This is a genomic window from Lysinibacillus agricola (assembly GCF_016638705.1).
Taxonomy (GTDB): Bacteria; Bacillota; Bacilli; order Bacillales_A; family Planococcaceae; genus Lysinibacillus; species Lysinibacillus agricola.
Window position 1 is genome coordinate 4,804,069 of record NZ_CP067341.1, and the last position, 17,703, is coordinate 4,821,771.

Here is a 17,703-nt window from a genome sequence, read left to right on the forward strand (position 1 = left end):
TTTACATCGTAAGTTTACTATACAGTTGTTTCAAGAAAGTGACAAGCAAAATTCAAATTACCGAATTGTTTCGACAATTTCTGAAATGCTATTGAAAACATAGGGCAATTTGCGTTAAAATGTCTTTTATACAAAAACAACTGTTCTTTCTATAAGAACAAAAGGAGATCGTAAACGTTATGTGGAAAGGCCTTATTGAAGAATATAAACAATTTTTACCCGTAACAGAAAACACACCTGCTTTAACTTTAAACGAAGGCAATACGCCTCTTATACATTTAGTAAATTTATCTAAAAAACTTGGCATTGAGCTTTATGGAAAAATCGAAGGTGCAAATCCAACAGGTTCATTCAAAGACCGTGGTATGGTGTTTGCCGTTGCAAAAGCAATTGAAGACGGTAGCAAATGTGTTATTTGTGCCTCAACTGGTAACACATCAGCCGCGGCAGCAGCTTATGCAACACGTGCAGGAATCCAATCTATCGTCGTTATTCCTAAAGGAAAAGTGGCTCTAGGTAAGCTAGCACAAGCGACAATGTATGGTGCAAAGATTATCGAAATCGACGGTAATTTTGATGATGCATTAAATATTGTTCGTCAAGTAAGTGAAACAACTCCTGTGGCACTTGTAAACTCTGTAAATCCATACCGCATTGAAGGGCAAAAAACGGCATCATTTGAAATTGTAGATGCTTTAGGAGCAGCTCCAGATTATCTTTGCATCCCTGTTGGTAACGCAGGTAACATTACTGCATACTGGAAGGGCTTTAAAGAATATGACGTAGCAAAAGGCTCTGGTTTACCAAAGATGTTCGGCTTTGAAGCTGAAGGTGCAGCAGCGATTGTAAAAGGTGGACCTATTGCTAATCCTGAGACAGTGGCAACAGCTATTCGAATTGGTAATCCTGCAAGCTGGAAATTTGCTGAAGCAGCTCGTGATGAGTCTGGCGGAATTATTGATTCAGTTACAGACGAAGAAATTTTAGCTGCTTACAAATTAATTGCTGGCACTGAAGGAATTTTCGTTGAACCAGGCTCAGCTGCATCATTAGCAGGTGTTATTAAATCAGTTGAAAATGGCAAAATTGCAAAGGGCTCTAAAGTTGTTACAATTTTCACGGGTAATGGATTGAAAGATCCTGATACTGCAATGAATGTCTCGACTGTAGATGTTGTTTCACTTAAAAATGATGAGGAAGAAATTCGAAAATACATCGAGGGTGTACTATGAGTAATATGTGGCAAATCTCAGTTCCTGGGAGCACAGCCAATCTAGGCCCTGGCTTTGATTCAATAGGACTTGGCTTGTCTCTTTACTTAAAGTTAACTGTTTCTATACAGGATCGATGGGAAATTATCCATCTCGATGATAATGGTCCTAAAGAGTTTGAGTTGGAAGAGCACTTACTATACGTGATTGCCAAAAAAATTGCGGATCAATACGGTAAGCAGCTACCTGCCTGCCGTGTTGAAATGGCAAGTGAGCTTCCATTAGCCCGTGGTTTAGGGAGCAGTGCAGCAGTCATCGTTGCAGGAATTGAACTAACTAACCAAGTCTGTGACCTAGGCTTAACTGTACAGGATAAACTCAATTTATCCTCACAAATCGAAGGACATCCAGACAATGCAACAGCTTCAGTATTAGGAGGATTAACAATTTCTTCAATGAATGAAAATGGCGTTGTCGATACATTTCATTTCAATGATATTGATGCTTCCTTTGTTGTGTATGTACCCGATGTCGAACTAAAAACAAGTGAATCTCGTTCTGTTTTACCAGAACAATTTGAACGTGCCTATGCAGTGAATGCCTCTGCAAATGCAAATATGCTAGCTGCCTCATTAATGGCTCGTGATTTTGAGCGTGCAGGTCGTTATATGGAAGCCGATTTATTCCATGAACCTTTCCGCGCCAAATTAATTCCACAATATACAGAGATTCATGAAGCCGCAAAGGCTAATGGTGCATTTGGAACAGCTTTAAGCGGAGCAGGGCCAACGCTAATTTCCATCATCCCTACTGCTATTGCACATGATTTCGTAAATGCCATGAAAAATCAATTTCCAGAGCATCAAATTATCTTAACAAAAGCCGATGAATATGGTGTACAGGTAAAATTTGAACGTCTACTGCAAAAGTAGACATTTTTTCTTGAAGGGGGAAGTAGCTTGAAACCAATTATTTTCTGTGATTTTGATGGCACTATAACAGAAACAGATAATATCGTCTCACTAATGACTCAATTCGTTCCAGAAGAATCTGAGAAAATTGCTAAAGCAATGATGGAACAAACTATAACCTTTAAAGATGGCGTTTCAGCAATGTTTGAGCTATTATCAACTAAACAAAAGGATGCTGTTATCCAATATTTATTAGATACGGCCATTATACGCGAGGGTTTTGGCGATTTCGTTCGCTTCGCACGGGAGAAACATATTCCGTTTTATATTGTTAGTGGAGGTGTCGATTTTTTCATTGAGCCACTTCTAAAAAAATACGGCCCATTTTCTGATATATATTGTAATAGCGCTGATTTTTCAGGACAACAAATTAAGCTCGTCTTTTCAAATAGCTGTGATGAGGAATGTGCGAAATTTGAGACACAGGGCTGTGGCTGCTGCAAAGCAAGCGTCATGCGAAAGGTCGCACAGAGCGATCATTTTAAAATCGTGATTGGAGATTCCCTTTCTGATTTTGAGGCTGCAAAACAGGCAGATTTAGTGCTTGCTAGGGATCATCTTATTAAACGCTGCGAAGACCTTCATCTTCCTTATAAGCCCTTTGAGACATTCTATGACTGCTTAGAAATGGTAAAAGAGCTTATGGAAGCAGAAAAGGCTGTTTCAATGTAATGAAAAAAATTAGAGCAATGGCGGTATGGTTAATAAGTGCCGCTCTTATTTCTATCTAACAAAGGGAGCCATCCTCCAATTAGATGGCTCCCTTTCCACGTTCATGATTTATCCCGCATTAACTGCCGTAAATGCCCGATTAGTGAATACTAATAATCAGTGGAGGATGAAGAACCCCCCACTGATCAAAGTTTCACTTTATTTTTCGCTATAAAAAATCTCTTTCGACGTTCATACCAAAAGACACAGATAATGAACCACGTATACCCCATACTCCATCCAGCCAAAACATCTGAAGCAAAATGACGGGCACCAGCAACTCGTGACAAACCAATAAGTCCCGTTAATATAATTGCCCCAAGCCAAAGTATAGTTTTACGCCCCTTGCTATTGTTCTCCGAAAAAATATAGGCAGTTGTAAATAAATACAAGATGCCTGTCATAGCATGTCCAGATGGAAAGCTAAAGGATGTTAATTGTTCCTCAATTTCAGGCCTTGGTCGTTGCACCCATTTTTTCAATAATTGGTTCAGAACATTTCCACCTGCAATTGTTAACAAAACAAATAATATGCCTCGATAATTTTTTACTTTCCATGCTAAATACACTATTAGAACAATAGCCACAGACACTACAAATGCCGGTTCTCCTATATAATGAAAAAATTCTATAAATCGATTACCGAAAAATAAATCAGCCATTTTTGTATCAAATGTATTGATTAACTTACTTTGAAAAGTAACACGTAACACAAAAAAGATAATGAGCGTTAATACCGCTAAAGGATAAGCCCATTTTTTCATATAATACTCCACCTCAAAACTCTATGCTGTTATATTTTTCACATCATATCATATTTAAGTCAGCTAGAGGTGAATTTGCTTTTTATCCCTTGTAATACTCCCCACCCCAAATTTAGAGAAACGAAGTTAGGTACGAGGTTAACTGTCCGTAATTGCCCGATTGGTGAAACTTTATCTAACCCAATGTGCCCCCTCTTTCCTGAGGTATGACAAATGTTTTTTCTTCTGCTTTATTAAAATAATTTGAAAGAGCTAATGCAACGATAAATAAGATTGCAACGATAGGTATTATTTTTCTAAACAAAATATACACTTCCTCATCTTCAGTTTGAATTATTTTAATAATACTGGATCAAATAACCAATCCTTTGGTCCAAAGTTTTTATCCTTCTCTCCTCTTACTTCACGAGATATATTGTTTTTAATAATTAATTCTCTAAACTTTCTACTGAACAAAGTTTTTCGGTATAAATACCTTCCATCATGGCTCCATTCTGCCGAGAAAAATACATCGTCTTTTAAATTGGTTACATCTTTGCACTGATAAATATCAGGTCCGTTGATAATCCCACTTAAACCACATCGGCATGGTGGTTGCTCTGTCGCAAAATACAATTTAACTCTTTCAGTGCTGCATTCTGGTAATACTTGTGTCGGTATAATTTGAAAGGCTTGTTGCTTCCCTTCTTCCGGTCCTTGATGAATAACCTCTAAAAGTTCATAGCCTTTAATATTCTCTTGCTTCATTAATGTCACTAATTCCTGTGACGCTACCCAATATCCGCTCACATGAACTAGATGACGATCTTTCATTTCTGTTGTATCTATCACTAATGGTGAAAGTTGCTCTTTTTCCTTAAGTCCACAATGCTGGCAATGGGTGCTTATAGAAAATAAAGTTCCTTTATCGTCTATAAACATATCAGGTGAGTTACCTGTTGAATTTAATGTAAACAATGGTGCTTGCTCATATTCGCTATCTGAAAAATCAAAGTAAAAACGTTCTCCGATTGAAACAATCCCTAATTCGCGTTCCAATGATTTATATAATGCTGCTACATGTTCATATGTTACATCTTCATTTAATGTGAAAATAGGATTAAATGATGCCTTTAAATTTCTTTTTCTTATTTCAGGGGCACCGATAAAAATACCAAAGCGATTATACACTTTAATGACTTGATCTTGACTAGATTCATCTATAGAAAATAAATTTTCAAGTTCTACTTTCAAAATACACGCCTACCTTTATATAAAGTTTTATGGTGAAGTACGTTGACTAGCTAGTATCTTAAAAAAATCTACAATCTCTACTTTATTCATAGATAGTCAGGCTGCTTATTTTAAACGAAATCTTATAAATATTTATTACTTACTATAACAAATCTACTTAACCACGATTATATTAAGCCTACCAGTACTTACACCGACATTTCAACGTTGGGTTTACGCCAATTTTTTGGCGGTCTTTGACCCGATTTCTGGCGTGATTTGGCGGTCATATAAAAAACACCGCCAAAAAATGGCGGTGTCACACGAGGATTATAGGTATTTAGAATTATGATTAAGGGATAATTACCTAAGTCAAAATATGGAACTCCAAATACACCTAATCTCTCCCTTTTTATTGAAAAATATACCAATATCAATGAGTATAACATATAGATAAACTATAGTAAATTCATTCTTTCTGCAAGATTTACAGCCTCGGTACGAGAATCTACATTCAACAAAGAAAACAGCTGTGTTAAATATCTTTCGGTTGTTCGTTGAGGGATATTTAGCTCAATAGCAATTGCTTTATTCGTATGCCCTTCCGCAATCAGTCTTAAAATTTTCTTTTCTTTTTCGTTTAAGTGAATATCGAGTTTAGCGTCCTGCAATTTAAATCGATTATCGAGAAAATCCAAGAAATTTTGAGGTAAAACAATTTCACCATTTGCAATGGCTCGAACAGTTCGTAAAATTTGTTCCTTAGAGGCTGTTTTAGCTAAAATACCTTCTATTTTCCGTTCTAAAATAAGTGGATAATAATCAGTAGTATCGTCACCCGTATAAAGGATAATTGAAGCATTTGATTGGATAGCTTTAATGCTGCGTGCTAAATTGATACCATTTTCTAACGGCATATTTATATCAATTAAATAGATATCATAGGGTTTGTCTTTAATTCTCTGTATGACATGAGTTGCATCACTTTCTGTATCAACTATAATATCTTCATTTTCTTGAAATAAATTTTTCGTTCCCTCTAACACAATAGGGTGATCATCCACTATGAGCATCGTAATCAAGTGTGTCACTTCCTTCTTTTACTGTAATTCTAATAGACATTCCTTCATTAGCCTGTGAATCGATGTAAAAATGCCCGTTAAAGGCCTTTACACGCTCTTGCATACCCCGAAGTCCCATCGATTCTGCGACAATAATATCATTAACATTGCAGCCTACACCATCATCCTTGTAAATGATTTCGAAACCATCGTCCCATTCTTGAAGATGAATTTCAACTGTTGTTGCATAGGAATGTTTTAAAGCATTGTTGAGTAATTCTTGAAATAGTCGATAGATCATTAAATTCATACGCTCATCCTCTAAATAAAGGCGATCTATCGTATAAATTAACACAAAACTAGCTCTTTCTATTACTTTGCGAATTAGCTTTTCTAATGCTGCATTTAGCCCTAATGTGTCTAATAATGGGGGCTTCAAATTTTCACAATAAGCTCTTAAATCATGTAAGGATGTAACCATCTGCTTATGAATTTTTGCAAGTTTTCGCTGGATATCTGTTGTATCCTTCGCATTGATAAGGACATCAACCTCTCGAGCAATATGAAGCTGCTCTTGCAAATTTGTATCATGTAGTTCTTGAGCTAATTGATATTTCTCCTCTTCAAACCTTAACCATAATAACTTGTTTAACCAAGGTAATTGACTATCACCGGCCTGCCTCATATGTTTTAGTTCCTCTAAAAGTTCTTCCACCATCTTAGTATTTTCAATGAAATTATTTACATATAATAAGAGCAATTCAAGCCATAGAAGCTCTTCATCTTTTAAATGAATTGAATTGTTATGTCCCAATACTAATACTCTTTTATAATGCGCATCTTGATGGAGGAAGGCTAGATATACTTGGTCAAATTTTTTAATTTCCCCTAATTTTATATCTTCCATTAACACCGGATTAATCGGGAGCCTACCCTCAACCGTTGATGTAAATTGCTTTGTGTCATAATCATAAGTTAATACAAATACATGCTCAAGCTCAAGATGTAGAGAAACTTCATGAGCAAATTTCTCTAGAAGCTCATCTATTTTTATTGTTTTACCAATCTTATCTACTGCCGTATATAACTGATGTATATAATCCCCTTTTGTCGAAAATAAGATTTTTCGTTTTCGGTAATCGACTTTCTCTTTTATGTAAAAAAGAACAACTAACGATGAAAAAGTAAAAAATGAAACACCTGATATTACGGTCATCGTTAAATATTTCCCTGCAATCCAATACAAACCAACTATAAACCACACAGTAAAAATCAACGAAAAAATTACATAGTAACGGAGTCTTGTAATATGGTATTCAATATCAAATAGCCGCTCTGCTAATTGCGTAAAAATAAAACTAAACGGAATTAACAATAAAAATAGAGCACTAATTTCTGCTGAAAGTATAGATTGATGAAATAAAATGTAAGGGAGTGCATATAGAAAAAGGAATGGCAGAAACGGAATCAGTATACTAATTAATAAAATTTTTAACTGAGGCGATTTATATTTGAAATAGCTTAGCAATAAAATACTAAGTATGATAATAAGGAAAATGAAGAACACAGCTAGTACAATATTCGAAAGTAAATTATTAATAGCAGGGTAAATAATGCCAGTGCCACCCAATATCATTGCTATCACAGGGAGTATATAAAACAATTTTATATTGTTAGAAAGCAACCAATTTGTTTTTAAAAATGTATAATAATTCCTTAAGAAATGGAGTAATAACACTAAGCATAGCAACATGCTACCACGGTTAACGATTACACCAATACTGTTTAGAGCGCCGGATGAACCAATGCTAACATAAGCCATGGAAACAGTGAGCATAAATAATATAAGTAAACATAAAAGAGATGTATTTTTTTGTTTAAAATATAAGTAAAACACAATAATTAGTGTTAAAAAAAAGTAACAGGCAGGTATTATCAATATATAATAATAATATTGCTCTAGTACATCAAATCTACTAATTCTCACATCAATTATTTGTTCGTTAGGCTTCATTATTGTTAGTAAGCTTGCCGTACGTATTAAATGATCATGTTTTACATTAGGGACATCCTCTGTTTGCATGTTATTTACACTTAAAATAACATCCCCTTCAGAAATTCGAATTCCATCCTCTAATTGTTTATTATATGAACTAGTTACTACCCATTCCCCATTTTCTTCTTTTAAATCTATACCCAAAGAAGGCTTGCTATAAGTAATATACATTAGGTAAGAGCCTAGCAATATGTAAATACTTATAGCAAGCAGAAACCATATACGTTTAATTATTTTTAGTTCCAAAATCCATTTTCTAAGCATACTTTTTCTTCAAACGAGTCAAGTATCGCTTTTTGCTCAATAGCTGAAATTCCAATTAATGAGGCTTTTTGTTCCTTTAATAGAGCAACTAGCTCTGGGTTCTTTTCTAGATGTTGAATTACATTAATCATACAAATCTCTCCTCATTTCATTAGTTTATTTAGGTAGTTTTTACCCAATTCGTTTATAGCTACATTTTCAAGAATATTTAATGCTTTTAACTTATAAACATTTTTAATAGTAATTGCATAACGTATTGCACCACCATTTGTCAACTCGTTTTCCGTAGCATTATTATCCAAAAATGCAACTATATCATTATTATAATAGTTTATAACAGATTTTGAAACATCATTTTTCTGTGATAAAAGATAAATAATAGGCAGTGAGTATCTTTTATTTAGCAAGTCATTTTTAGGTCCCCAAGTTTTTAAACTTTGAATATCGTTTTTAATTTGTTGGATAATACCTATGTATTTCCCATACTCCTCAACCTCAGGAGATATTTCTCCTTTTGCAAGAACTTCACCAATTAAGCAACCCATTGCTGTTAAAGAACCAGACTTTTGGTCAATCATTTGTAAATATGATTCCTCATCCCTACAAATATTGAGTAAATCTAGCTGCTGACCGTTTATACTCCGTAATGCATAATCCTCTAGTATTTGAATAGCAGTATTTTTGTGTTTAAAGGAAGTCTCATGAATAGTTTTAGAAGCCATCACTAGCATAGCTAAAGCAACATTTAATGATAATTCAGGTGTTTCACTCCAAGTGTAGTCCGAATCCTTGTCCTGCAAGTCATCGATAATATCAAAAGACAAAATTAGAAGTTCAATAGCTGCGGCTACTTTATAGATGTCCTCGTTCAAACAATCTGTAAATGCTTCATAATGCAAATAACATAGCTTACCAAATGAATAGCCTACTATTTTCTTCTCTTCTTTAAAACTTTCTAGCATCGACCGTAGTTTATGGCCTATCAATGCCTCATTTTTAATAAGAATGTCCAATGATTCATTAATTTGTTCGTCTATCACCTTCAATAGTCCTCTACCCCCTTAAGCATACTATTAAATAGTATATAGATTAATGGGAAATAATACTAGACATTAAAACACAAAGGAAATATTTTACTTAATATTTTGCAGACCGCCAAAAAATGGCGGTCTTTCTGAAGGCACGCCATTTTTTGTTTAGAAATAGTAAAAATAAGTGGCGGTATTGTATTACTGACCGCCATTTTTTGGCGTAAACTCACCATTGAAATGGCGTCCTCACTGATGATACGCTTAAATTAAGCTAAGATAGTATTGTACATAGTTAATTCAAAGTTATAAGTATAGGAACCATTTAAGCTACTAATAAGGGAATTCTTCAACACTGGGAGTGATTGAAATGAAAAACGAAGTAAATGAAAATGTTTTAATACTTACAGCTACTTTTTCCTGTACAATTTTTGTCTCTGAAGAAGAAATCACCATTAAAAAGCCTTCGAACGAACAACAATATATTGAACAAATAATTATTCATGCCGAGCAACAAGCATATCAAGAAACCTTATCAGAGTATAAAAACAAGTCTACATTTTCAAATTTTATTTGTGATATTCCAGGATTTGAAGATACTTTTCAACAAAAAGCTGGACACTTTTTATTAAACCATATGGAATTTTAAGAGCAGCTGAAGAAAGTCTATCCATTTTGCCTTTAGTAAGCCCATTTACCTCTGGTCTGAATATACATACACCTATAATCTATACGTCTCCAAACTATAGTATTATAAACGCAAGAAGCACTTGCTCTAACACCACATCTATTGAAAATGCCGCTAAAATAGGCGAAACGGTCGGCTCATCTGATTATCTCAATAATTCAGAATTAGAAATTGACATTTCCTCTTCAAGAAAATTTACTACTGTGAACGAAGTAAATCGGACACCTAAACGATCTACAGCCAAATTTACTGGAGTTTCCATTAGTGAAAGTGGTATTTCTTTTAATATTACTACTGCATTTAATATATGGAATAAAGCGTCCATTAAACATTAGTTTATCCATTTCGCCTTGGCGTAATTATAGCTTTCGCGCAGAAAACATTTGCCGCTGACGCTTCGCTTTCGCGCAGAAAACATTTGCCGCTGACGCTTCGCTTTCGCGCAGAAAAGATTTGCCGCTGACGCTTCGCTTTCGCGCAGAAAAGATTTGTAGCTGTCGCTTTGCTTTCGCTACTAAATACATTTGCCGAATGAAGATAAAATAACCCTTTAGCAAGTCTCACATTTTTTTCGAGCTCCTACTATAAATAATGGGGATGGCACAATTACAGATGTGCTTCCCCTCCTTTATGACGTCCTACCGTTGCTTTAACGAGGCTATCCTTCACTTCGACCCTTCTATCCGTCACTTTTGTTTCTACAACATAATACAAGGTTCCCACATATTTCGGTCAACACAAAATACTCCCTGATCTATACTAAAGCAAATTTTCGTTAGGAGTGTCGGGATAGTAACATCCATTACTAAAAGAAATTATTTGAACGCTCAATCATTTATTTACCAGATAATCCTCCGAATCAAAAAAGGTGCCTCAAATAACTTTGAGACACCTCTACATTATTAACCTTTTACATAATAAACTTCTTGACCGCTTTCGATGATGTGTTCGGGTTTCGGTTTACCAGCACTTGCTTTATGACCAGCAATATGCTCAGGGCTCTTCTCCCAGTTTTTCCATGCTTCTTCTGATTCCCAACGAACCACAATTAGCACTTCCTCATCACCACGGCGTACTTTTTTTACAAGTACTTGCTTATCAATAAAGCCCGGTTGTTGTTCAAGCAATGTTGGACCATCTTTTTTGGCACCAAAACGCTCAACAACTTTATCCGAATTACCTTCCGTCACGACAATCCGTTTAATTTGTACAAACATATTAGTTAAAAGCCTTTAAAACGTCATCTACTTTTTGAGTTTCAGAAGTTAAACCGCCACCAGATAAATACCAAACTTGTGGATCTAAATAGAAGATTTTACCGTTTTTAGCAGCGTTCGTTGCTCCAACGATTTCGTTTTCAATCGCAGCTTTTGTACCAGATTCACCTTCTGGATTTACAGCAGCATCACGGTCAACTACAAATAGGATATCTGGGTTTGTATCACGCACATATTCAAATGATGCGGTAGCACCGTGTGTAGAAGCTTCAATTTTTTCATCAGCAGCTTTTACACCATATACGTCATGGATAACACCGAAACGTGAACCAGGACCATATGCAGATAATGAACCTTCATTTGCTAGAACGATTAAAGCTTTTTCTTCAGCTGAAGCTGTTTTAGCTTTAACTTCCTCTACTTTTGCTTCATATGCAGCAAATGCATCAGCAGCTTCTTTTTCTTTACCAAAGATTTTACCAGCTAATTCTGTTTTTTCTTTAAATGACTCCACGAAATTTTTATCATCTACACCTACATATACAGTTGGCGCAATTTTAGATAATTCATCGTAAGCTGATGCTTGACGACCAGAGATGAAAATAATATCTGGATTCATTGAAGAGATTGCTTCAAAATCAGGCTCTTTTAAAGAACCAACATTCACATAAGTTGTATCAGTATATTTGCTTAAGTATTCAGGAACTGATTTTTGTGGAAGACCCGCAATTTTAACATCTAAAGCATCTAAAGTATCAAGGAAACCATAGTCAAATACAACAACATTTTCTGGAATTTTATCAAGAGTTACTTCTTTGAAATTATCTTCACCGTCTTTAATAGCTGGGATTGTAATTGGGTAAGTTGAAGCCTCTTCTTTTTGCTCTTCAGCAGGCTTACTATCAGTTTTAGAACCTGTATCCTCTTTTTTTGCATCGTCCTTTGAGCCGCAAGCAGCTAATACTAATAGCATCATCGCCATTAATACAGTAAGTAATTTCCAATTTTTCATTGTAAAATTGCTCCTTTAAATTTATTTTATAGTTAATAGATGGTCATTCAATCTTTACCATTTTTTATGCGTTAAAATAGACACAAATGCGACAGCCATCCTGTTCTTGAACAGGAATGTCCATATCATAGATTTCCTTTAAAGCATCTGAATTAATGATGTCATTTGTTGGACCGTCTTTGACAACACGTCCATTCTTTAAAGCAACGATATGATCAGAATATACAGAAGCAAAGTTAATATCGTGTAATACGATGACAACTGTTTTTCCTAGTTCATCAACTAGCTTTCGCAGAATCTTCATGATTTGCACAGAGTGCTTCATGTCCAAGTTGTTAAGCGGCTCATCAAGCAGAATATAATCTGTATCCTGTGCGATAACCATTGCGATAAACGCACGTTGACGTTGACCGCCCGATAATTCATCCAAATAATCATGTTGAAGATCATCTAAATTCATATATTGAATTGCTTCGTCTACCTTTAGCTCATCCTCTGGCTTTAAATTCCCTTTTGAATAAGGGAAACGCCCGAATGAAACAAGCTCACGAATTGTTAGTCTGACATTCATATAGTTCGATTGCTTTAAAATCGATACACGCTTTGCGAAGTCATCTGATTTCCAACGACGTACATCTGACTTGTCGAGTAATACTTCCCCAGTATCTGCATTAAGTAAACGGCTTACCATTGAAAGCAATGTTGATTTACCTGCACCATTTGGTCCGATAAAAGACGTAATTTTCCCTGGTGCAACGTCTACACTGACATCTTGAATGACCGGTTTTTTTCCAAAATACTTGGTAAGTTCTTTTACTTGGATCATCCCGCTGACCTACTTTCCTTCAATAATAAGTAGATGAAGTATACGCCACCTACAAAGTTTATAATAACGCTGAGTGTTGTATCGAAGTTAAAAATACGTTCGACCATCCACTGTCCACCGACTAAAGCAACAATACTCATTACACAAGACCCTGCGATTAACACAGAATGCTTGTACGTCTTGAAAAATTGATACGATAAATTCGCTACGATTAAACCAAAGAATGTAATTGGTCCAACAAGAGCTGTAGACACGGCAATTAATACCGAAGAAACTATGAGCATGCGCTGTACAAGCTTATCATATGGTACCCCTAAATTAATTGCTGTATCACGCCCAAGAGACATTACGTCTAATTGACTCATATGACGCCAGCCATAAATAAAGGTAATGAGTATGACGACACCTGCAAGCCATACCAAATCCGAATTAACATTGTTAAAGCTTGCAAACATTTTACTTTGTAAGCTTAAAAATTCATTCGGATCAATCAATACTTGGAAGAATGTTGTTACGCTTCCTAAAAATGTTCCGACAATCATGCCGACGAGCAGCAAGAAATAAATCGGACGTTTTCCTTCCTTGAACAATACACGATAGAAAATTAACGCAAAGACAATCATCGCTGTAACAGCAAGTAAAAAATTGTATTGAGCGTTAATTACGAATACCGACATAGAACCAAAGAAGTAGAAGATGATTGTTTGAACCATCAAATATAAAGCATCGAGTCCCATTACACTTGGCGTTAAAATACGGTTATGTGTAATCGTTTGGAAGACCACGGTTGAATATGCAATCGCAATCCCTGTTAACGACATCGCTACCACTTTAATAAGGCGGCGTGGGAACGCATAATGGTAGTTGCCATTTAGCTCATAAAATACATACAGTAAGATAAAGACTACTGCGAGACCTAATAAAACCAACATCTTTGTACGATTACGCATATGCTTTCCCCCTAAACAACATAAATAGGAAGATCGCACTTCCGATGACGCCGACCGTCATACTAATCGGAATTTCATAAGGGAAAATCAGCACACGCCCTATTATGTCGCAGAATAATAAGAACGACATACCTAGTAAAGCTGTATGAGGCAATGTCTTAGCAAGGTTATCCCCTTTGAACAGCGAAATTATATTTGGAATGATTAAACCAAGGAATGGAATCACACCAACAGTTAGCACCACTGTCGTTGAAATAAGTGCTACTAACACTAAACCTAAATTCACAACGAATTTGTAAGAAAGACCAAGGTTTTTGGCAAAATCCTCACCCATCCCAGCCACTGTGAAACGATTTGCATAAATGTAAGCTATAATCAGCACGGGTACACTTATGTATAAAAGCTCATATCGACCTTTCATCATTAATGAGAAATCTCCTTGTAACCATGCAGAAATGTTTTGGATAATATCCGCCTTATACGCAAAGAACGTTGTAATCGACGAAAGGATATTCCCAAACATTAAGCCAATAAGCGGTATAAAGATCGCATCTTTAAACTTTATTCGATTTAATATTTGCATAAACAATAATGTGCCGGCTAAAGCAAATATGAAAGCGAAGGAAATTTTTTGAAAGTACGTGACATTTGTGAAAAACATCATCGAAATTAGTACACCCAACTTTGTGGCATCTAAAGTACCTGCTGTCGTTGGTGACACGAACTTATTCCTACTTAAGCTTTGCATAATTAAACCAGCAATACTCATACCTGCTCCTGCTAACAAAATTGCTACAAGTCTTGGTATACGACTAATAAAGAATAGTCTAGTTTCTTCTGATCCGAAGTCTAAAAGGTCACTAGGTTTAATATTCACTACACCGATAAATAGTGACACAATTGACAACACTACAGTTGCTGTTAAAAGATATCTTATTTTCATTGTAATCCCCGGTAGATTCATTTTTGCTCGTAATTCATTCTCTAGTGAAAATGATTATCACTACTCACGATTCTCATTATAAGCATGTTTGTATTCTCAGTCAACCTTCAATTGAGAATTGTTCTCGTTTTATTCGATAATCCTTAAAAAACAAGCTTAAGTAACGGAATATCTGCGATTCCAATCATTTTTCGAAGTTGAATATTTCTACCTTTTTAAACAAATAAAAAAGATGATTGAGAATAGAACACCAATTATCCCTCAATCACCTTATCAATTATGCTATTCGTCGAATTCCTCTTAACCACGCAAAAATAATTAAAACTACCAATATAAAACCGACATACCCCATTACAGCATATAACTTTGCTACAAGTGTTGTAAAACCAGCAAGACTTGCTAGAAAGCTCAAACCTCCGATAAAAACGGCAGCTACTTTAAAACTAGGCTTACTAGGTTTTAAAAATCTTACCAAGAATGAATAGAACATTCCCACCGCTGTATTATAAATCATCCCTAATAGGGAAATGGACATTAGTAGACCGACTAGAGGATGAATTTCATTTGCTAAGGCTAGCATCGGTATATCAATACCAACGATGACATTCATTTTTGCAAGAAGGGAAAGGTTAATAAGTAGAATTAAAGCTCCTAGCAAAATCCCGCCAATAATGCCTCCCATCCCTGCAACTTTTTCATTGCGGATAGATCCACACATAACAGTTAAAAGCGAAAAACACACACCTATATTAAAAGACATATACAGTAATGCCGTAACCCACCAGCTTTTAGAACTTACTTGTGCTTGTTGTGCGATAACAGCTTGTTCTACAAAGGTTAAATCCATCGTAGCTAATGAATAGACAGCTATTATTGATACAATTGTTAGTAGATAGGGTGTGGCAATAGCAATAATGTTTATGATGCTTTTCACATTCATCATAACTGTCGCTATCGTAAGTACAATCATACAAATACTTCCTAGCCAAACTGGTAGTCCAAACATTTGCTGAAAAGTAGCACCTGCTCCTGCAAACATAATTACCGCTACACCAAATAAGAAGAGCGACAGTAAATAATCCATCACCAAACCTACAGCATTACCTGAAATTTGATAAATTAAATCCTTGTGCGATGTCGTACGCAACCTTGAGCTAATTTGAGCAATGCACATTCCTACTAAGGCAAATCCAAATGTAGCGATAAGTGCACCATAAATTCCATGAAAGCCGTAGCTCGTAAAATATAGTACGATTTCCTGTCCTGATGCAAATCCCGCACCGACGATAATTCCTACATAGGCACCACCGATTTGTAAACTTTTTTTCAATCAGTTCTCTCCCTGTTTATCCTATTATTGGGATCATCACCAAAACGTGTGGTTGATTTCCGTTCCGACTGGGCGCTTTGTTGTTGCTGTCGCTTCGCTTTCGCACAGATAAAACATTGTTGCTGTCGCTTCGCTTTCGCACAGATAAAACATTGTTGCTGTCGCTTCGCTTTCGCACAGATAAAACATTGTTGCTGTCGCTTCGCTTTCGCACAGATAAAACAATTGCTGCCGCTTCGCTTTCGCACAGAGCAAAGCTTCCTGGGGGCGCCCAGCCTCCACTCCAATCAACTTATTTACATAGTAGACGTTTTACCAAAAGTCATCCACAACTTTTGAACCTATTATTGATAGACCTTCTTGCTAATTGTTAATTCATCAATTACCTTCCTATTAGGCGTATATCCAATTCCAGCCGTTTGTGGCACACGAATATAACCATCCTCTACAATTACTTCAGGTGTAATGATATCCTCATACCAATAATGACTAGAGCCTGCAGTATCCCCAGGCAATACAAAATTAGTGAGTGATGTTAATGCAATATTATGCGCTCGTCCGATTCCTGCCTCTAACATACCGCCACACCAAACGGGAATATTATTTTCTTTACATAAATCATGAATTCTCCGGGCTTCCGTTAATCCGCCTACGCGCCCTATTTTGATATTAATAACACCACAGCTACCAAGCTCTATCGCTTTTCGAGCATCTTCATAGGAGGTGATACTCTCATCTAAACAAATAGACGTTTTTAATTTTCGCTGTAGCTTAGCATGATCAACAATATCATCTACTGCTAATGGCTGCTCAATCATTAATAGATTAAATACATCCAGTTGCTGCAATACATCCATATCGTTCAATGTATACGCAGAATTAGCATCTACCATCAATGGCAGATCTGGCATTTCAGCTCGAATGGCACGAATAACTTCTACATCGTGGTCTGGCTTAATTTTCACTTTTACTCGTTTATAGCCTTTAATTACATGAGCTTTTAATAAATCTATTAATGCTTCTGTAGAAGATTGAATCCCTACGCTTACGCCTACCTCTATTCGCTCCTTATCCCCGCCTAACGCTTGAGCAAGTGATTGTTTTGTTTGCTGAGCATAAATATCCCATACAGCCCCTTCAATAGAGGCCTTCGCCATACAATTACGACGAATAGAGGAAAACAAAGCACTTACCTCATCTGGATGCCCAATCTCTTTATGTAACAAGATGGGTATCAAAAAATCTTCAAGCATATGCCATGTTGTTTTTAATGTCTCCTCTGTATACCAAGGTGCTACAAAGGCAACAGCCTCTCCCCATCCTACAGTTCCTGATTGATCTCTCGCCTCTATAAGTAAAAACTCTTTTTCATCAATTGTACCGAAACTCGTTGTAAATGGTGCTTTCATGGGCATTTTTATATGTCTAACTGTAATCTGTTCTAGTTTCACAAAATTTC

Annotated in this window: 20 protein-coding genes; 4 read left to right on the forward strand and 16 right to left on the reverse strand. The window is 35.9% G+C overall.

From position 1 onward, the window contains the following. Positions 1-179 precede the first annotated feature (179 nt). The 3 genes from thrC to FJQ98_RS24000 are packed head-to-tail and all read left to right on the forward strand — an operon-like array spanning position 180 to position 2,854. On the forward strand, positions 180-1,232 hold the full coding sequence (thrC, locus tag FJQ98_RS23990) for a threonine synthase (RefSeq protein ID WP_053593973.1): 1,053 nt from the start codon (positions 180-182) through the stop codon (positions 1,230-1,232). Continuing rightward, positions 1,229-2,143 (forward strand): homoserine kinase, encoded by a 915-nt coding sequence (thrB, locus tag FJQ98_RS23995; RefSeq protein WP_053593972.1) that lies wholly within the window; start codon positions 1,229-1,231, stop codon positions 2,141-2,143. Before thrC ends, thrB begins: the two co-directional genes overlap by 4 nt. 27 nt (positions 2,144-2,170) lie before the next feature. Next, positions 2,171-2,854 (forward strand): MtnX-like HAD-IB family phosphatase, encoded by a 684-nt coding sequence (locus FJQ98_RS24000; RefSeq protein WP_201406568.1) that lies wholly within the window; start codon positions 2,171-2,173, stop codon positions 2,852-2,854. A gap of 185 nt (positions 2,855-3,039) precedes the next feature. Here FJQ98_RS24000 and FJQ98_RS24005 read toward each other — a convergent pair whose 3' ends face one another. The 7 genes from FJQ98_RS24005 to FJQ98_RS24030 all read right to left on the reverse strand — a co-directional run bounded on the left by FJQ98_RS24005 (position 3,040) and on the right by FJQ98_RS24030 (position 9,290). After that, positions 3,040-3,657 (reverse strand): phosphatase PAP2 family protein, encoded by a 618-nt coding sequence (locus tag FJQ98_RS24005; protein WP_053593970.1) that lies wholly within the window; start codon positions 3,655-3,657, stop codon positions 3,040-3,042. 175 nt (positions 3,658-3,832) lie between these two features. After that, complete coding sequence (locus FJQ98_RS27375) at positions 3,833-3,961, reverse strand: hypothetical protein (RefSeq protein ID WP_255349992.1); 129 nt, start codon at positions 3,959-3,961, stop codon at positions 3,833-3,835. A gap of 29 nt (positions 3,962-3,990) precedes the next feature. After that, a complete protein-coding gene (locus FJQ98_RS24010; protein ID WP_053593969.1) occupies positions 3,991-4,890 on the reverse strand; it encodes a hypothetical protein in 900 nt (299 codons plus the stop codon). Positions 4,891-5,327: 437 nt separating this feature from the next. Next, the gene (locus FJQ98_RS24015; RefSeq protein WP_241774531.1) at positions 5,328-5,942 is read right to left on the reverse strand and encodes a response regulator; all 615 of its coding nucleotides are present in this window, start codon (positions 5,940-5,942) and stop codon (positions 5,328-5,330) included. Next, positions 5,926-8,157, reverse strand: a complete 2,232-nt coding sequence (locus tag FJQ98_RS24020) for an ATP-binding protein (protein WP_053594040.1) — start codon at positions 8,155-8,157, stop codon at positions 5,926-5,928. The genes FJQ98_RS24015 and FJQ98_RS24020 overlap by 17 nt, the downstream gene beginning before the upstream one ends. 65 nt (positions 8,158-8,222) lie before the next feature. Then, positions 8,223-8,381, reverse strand: a complete 159-nt coding sequence (gene comX, locus FJQ98_RS24025) for a competence pheromone ComX (protein WP_053593967.1) — start codon at positions 8,379-8,381, stop codon at positions 8,223-8,225. A 12-nt stretch (positions 8,382-8,393) separates the two neighbouring features. Then, positions 8,394-9,290 carry a polyprenyl synthetase family protein gene (locus tag FJQ98_RS24030; protein ID WP_241774530.1) on the reverse strand — a complete coding sequence of 299 codons (897 nt, stop codon included), beginning with the start codon at positions 9,288-9,290 and terminating at the stop codon, positions 8,394-8,396. A 358-nt stretch (positions 9,291-9,648) separates the two neighbouring features. Between FJQ98_RS24030 and FJQ98_RS24035 the strand changes: the two genes are divergently transcribed. Then, positions 9,649-9,927 (forward strand): hypothetical protein, encoded by a 279-nt coding sequence (locus FJQ98_RS24035; protein WP_201406569.1) that lies wholly within the window; start codon positions 9,649-9,651, stop codon positions 9,925-9,927. 375 nt (positions 9,928-10,302) lie between these two features. Here FJQ98_RS24035 and FJQ98_RS24040 read toward each other — a convergent pair whose 3' ends face one another. From FJQ98_RS24040 to menC, 9 genes are all read right to left on the reverse strand, one after another. Further along, positions 10,303-10,530, reverse strand: coding sequence for a hypothetical protein (locus FJQ98_RS24040; protein ID WP_053593964.1), 228 nt, complete (start codon positions 10,528-10,530; stop codon positions 10,303-10,305). Between the two features lie 338 nt (positions 10,531-10,868). Continuing rightward, positions 10,869-11,183 carry an antibiotic biosynthesis monooxygenase family protein gene (locus FJQ98_RS24045; RefSeq protein ID WP_053593963.1) on the reverse strand — a complete coding sequence of 105 codons (315 nt, stop codon included), beginning with the start codon at positions 11,181-11,183 and terminating at the stop codon, positions 10,869-10,871. A 1-nt stretch (position 11,184) separates the two neighbouring features. Continuing rightward, positions 11,185-12,195 (reverse strand): siderophore ABC transporter substrate-binding protein, encoded by a 1,011-nt coding sequence (locus FJQ98_RS24050; protein WP_053593962.1) that lies wholly within the window; start codon positions 12,193-12,195, stop codon positions 11,185-11,187. A gap of 64 nt (positions 12,196-12,259) precedes the next feature. Further along, positions 12,260-13,021, reverse strand: coding sequence for an iron ABC transporter ATP-binding protein (locus FJQ98_RS24055; protein WP_053593961.1), 762 nt, complete (start codon positions 13,019-13,021; stop codon positions 12,260-12,262). Continuing rightward, positions 13,018-13,971 carry an iron chelate uptake ABC transporter family permease subunit gene (locus FJQ98_RS24060; protein WP_053593960.1) on the reverse strand — a complete coding sequence of 318 codons (954 nt, stop codon included), beginning with the start codon at positions 13,969-13,971 and terminating at the stop codon, positions 13,018-13,020. Before FJQ98_RS24060 ends, FJQ98_RS24055 begins: the two co-directional genes overlap by 4 nt. Next, entirely contained in the window at positions 13,964-14,914 is a 951-nt protein-coding gene (locus tag FJQ98_RS24065) for an ABC transporter permease (RefSeq protein WP_053593959.1), read from the reverse strand. Before FJQ98_RS24065 ends, FJQ98_RS24060 begins: the two co-directional genes overlap by 8 nt. Before the next feature lie 277 nt (positions 14,915-15,191). Further along, a complete protein-coding gene (locus tag FJQ98_RS24070; RefSeq protein WP_053593958.1) occupies positions 15,192-16,244 on the reverse strand; it encodes a YkvI family membrane protein in 1,053 nt (350 codons plus the stop codon). A gap of 36 nt (positions 16,245-16,280) precedes the next feature. Continuing rightward, positions 16,281-16,526 carry a hypothetical protein gene (locus FJQ98_RS24075; RefSeq protein ID WP_201406570.1) on the reverse strand — a complete coding sequence of 82 codons (246 nt, stop codon included), beginning with the start codon at positions 16,524-16,526 and terminating at the stop codon, positions 16,281-16,283. A 62-nt stretch (positions 16,527-16,588) separates the two neighbouring features. Further along, positions 16,589-17,695, reverse strand: coding sequence for an o-succinylbenzoate synthase (menC, locus tag FJQ98_RS24080; RefSeq protein ID WP_053593956.1), 1,107 nt, complete (start codon positions 17,693-17,695; stop codon positions 16,589-16,591). Positions 17,696-17,703 lie beyond the last annotated feature (8 nt).

Coding starts and splice junctions, on each gene's coding strand:
- thrC (WP_053593973.1), top strand. CDS start 180: ATGTGGAAAGGCCTTATTGAAGAATATAAACAATTTTTACCCGTAACA.
- FJQ98_RS24020 (WP_053594040.1), bottom strand. CDS start 8,157: ATGTATATTACTTATAGCAAGCCTTCTTTGGGTATAGATTTAAAAGAA.
- FJQ98_RS24065 (WP_053593959.1), bottom strand. CDS start 14,914: ATGAAAATAAGATATCTTTTAACAGCAACTGTAGTGTTGTCAATTGTG.
- FJQ98_RS24060 (WP_053593960.1), bottom strand. CDS start 13,971: ATGCGTAATCGTACAAAGATGTTGGTTTTATTAGGTCTCGCAGTAGTC.
- FJQ98_RS24005 (WP_053593970.1), bottom strand. CDS start 3,657: ATGAAAAAATGGGCTTATCCTTTAGCGGTATTAACGCTCATTATCTTT.
- FJQ98_RS24050 (WP_053593962.1), bottom strand. CDS start 12,195: ATGAAAAATTGGAAATTACTTACTGTATTAATGGCGATGATGCTATTA.
- FJQ98_RS24055 (WP_053593961.1), bottom strand. CDS start 13,021: ATGATCCAAGTAAAAGAACTTACCAAGTATTTTGGAAAAAAACCGGTC.
- FJQ98_RS24035 (WP_201406569.1), top strand. CDS start 9,649: ATGAAAAACGAAGTAAATGAAAATGTTTTAATACTTACAGCTACTTTT.
- FJQ98_RS24045 (WP_053593963.1), bottom strand. CDS start 11,183: ATGTTTGTACAAATTAAACGGATTGTCGTGACGGAAGGTAATTCGGAT.
- comX (WP_053593967.1), bottom strand. CDS start 8,381: ATGATTAATGTAATTCAACATCTAGAAAAGAACCCAGAGCTAGTTGCT.
- FJQ98_RS24015 (WP_241774531.1), bottom strand. CDS start 5,942: ATGCTCATAGTGGATGATCACCCTATTGTGTTAGAGGGAACGAAAAAT.
- thrB (WP_053593972.1), top strand. CDS start 1,229: ATGAGTAATATGTGGCAAATCTCAGTTCCTGGGAGCACAGCCAATCTA.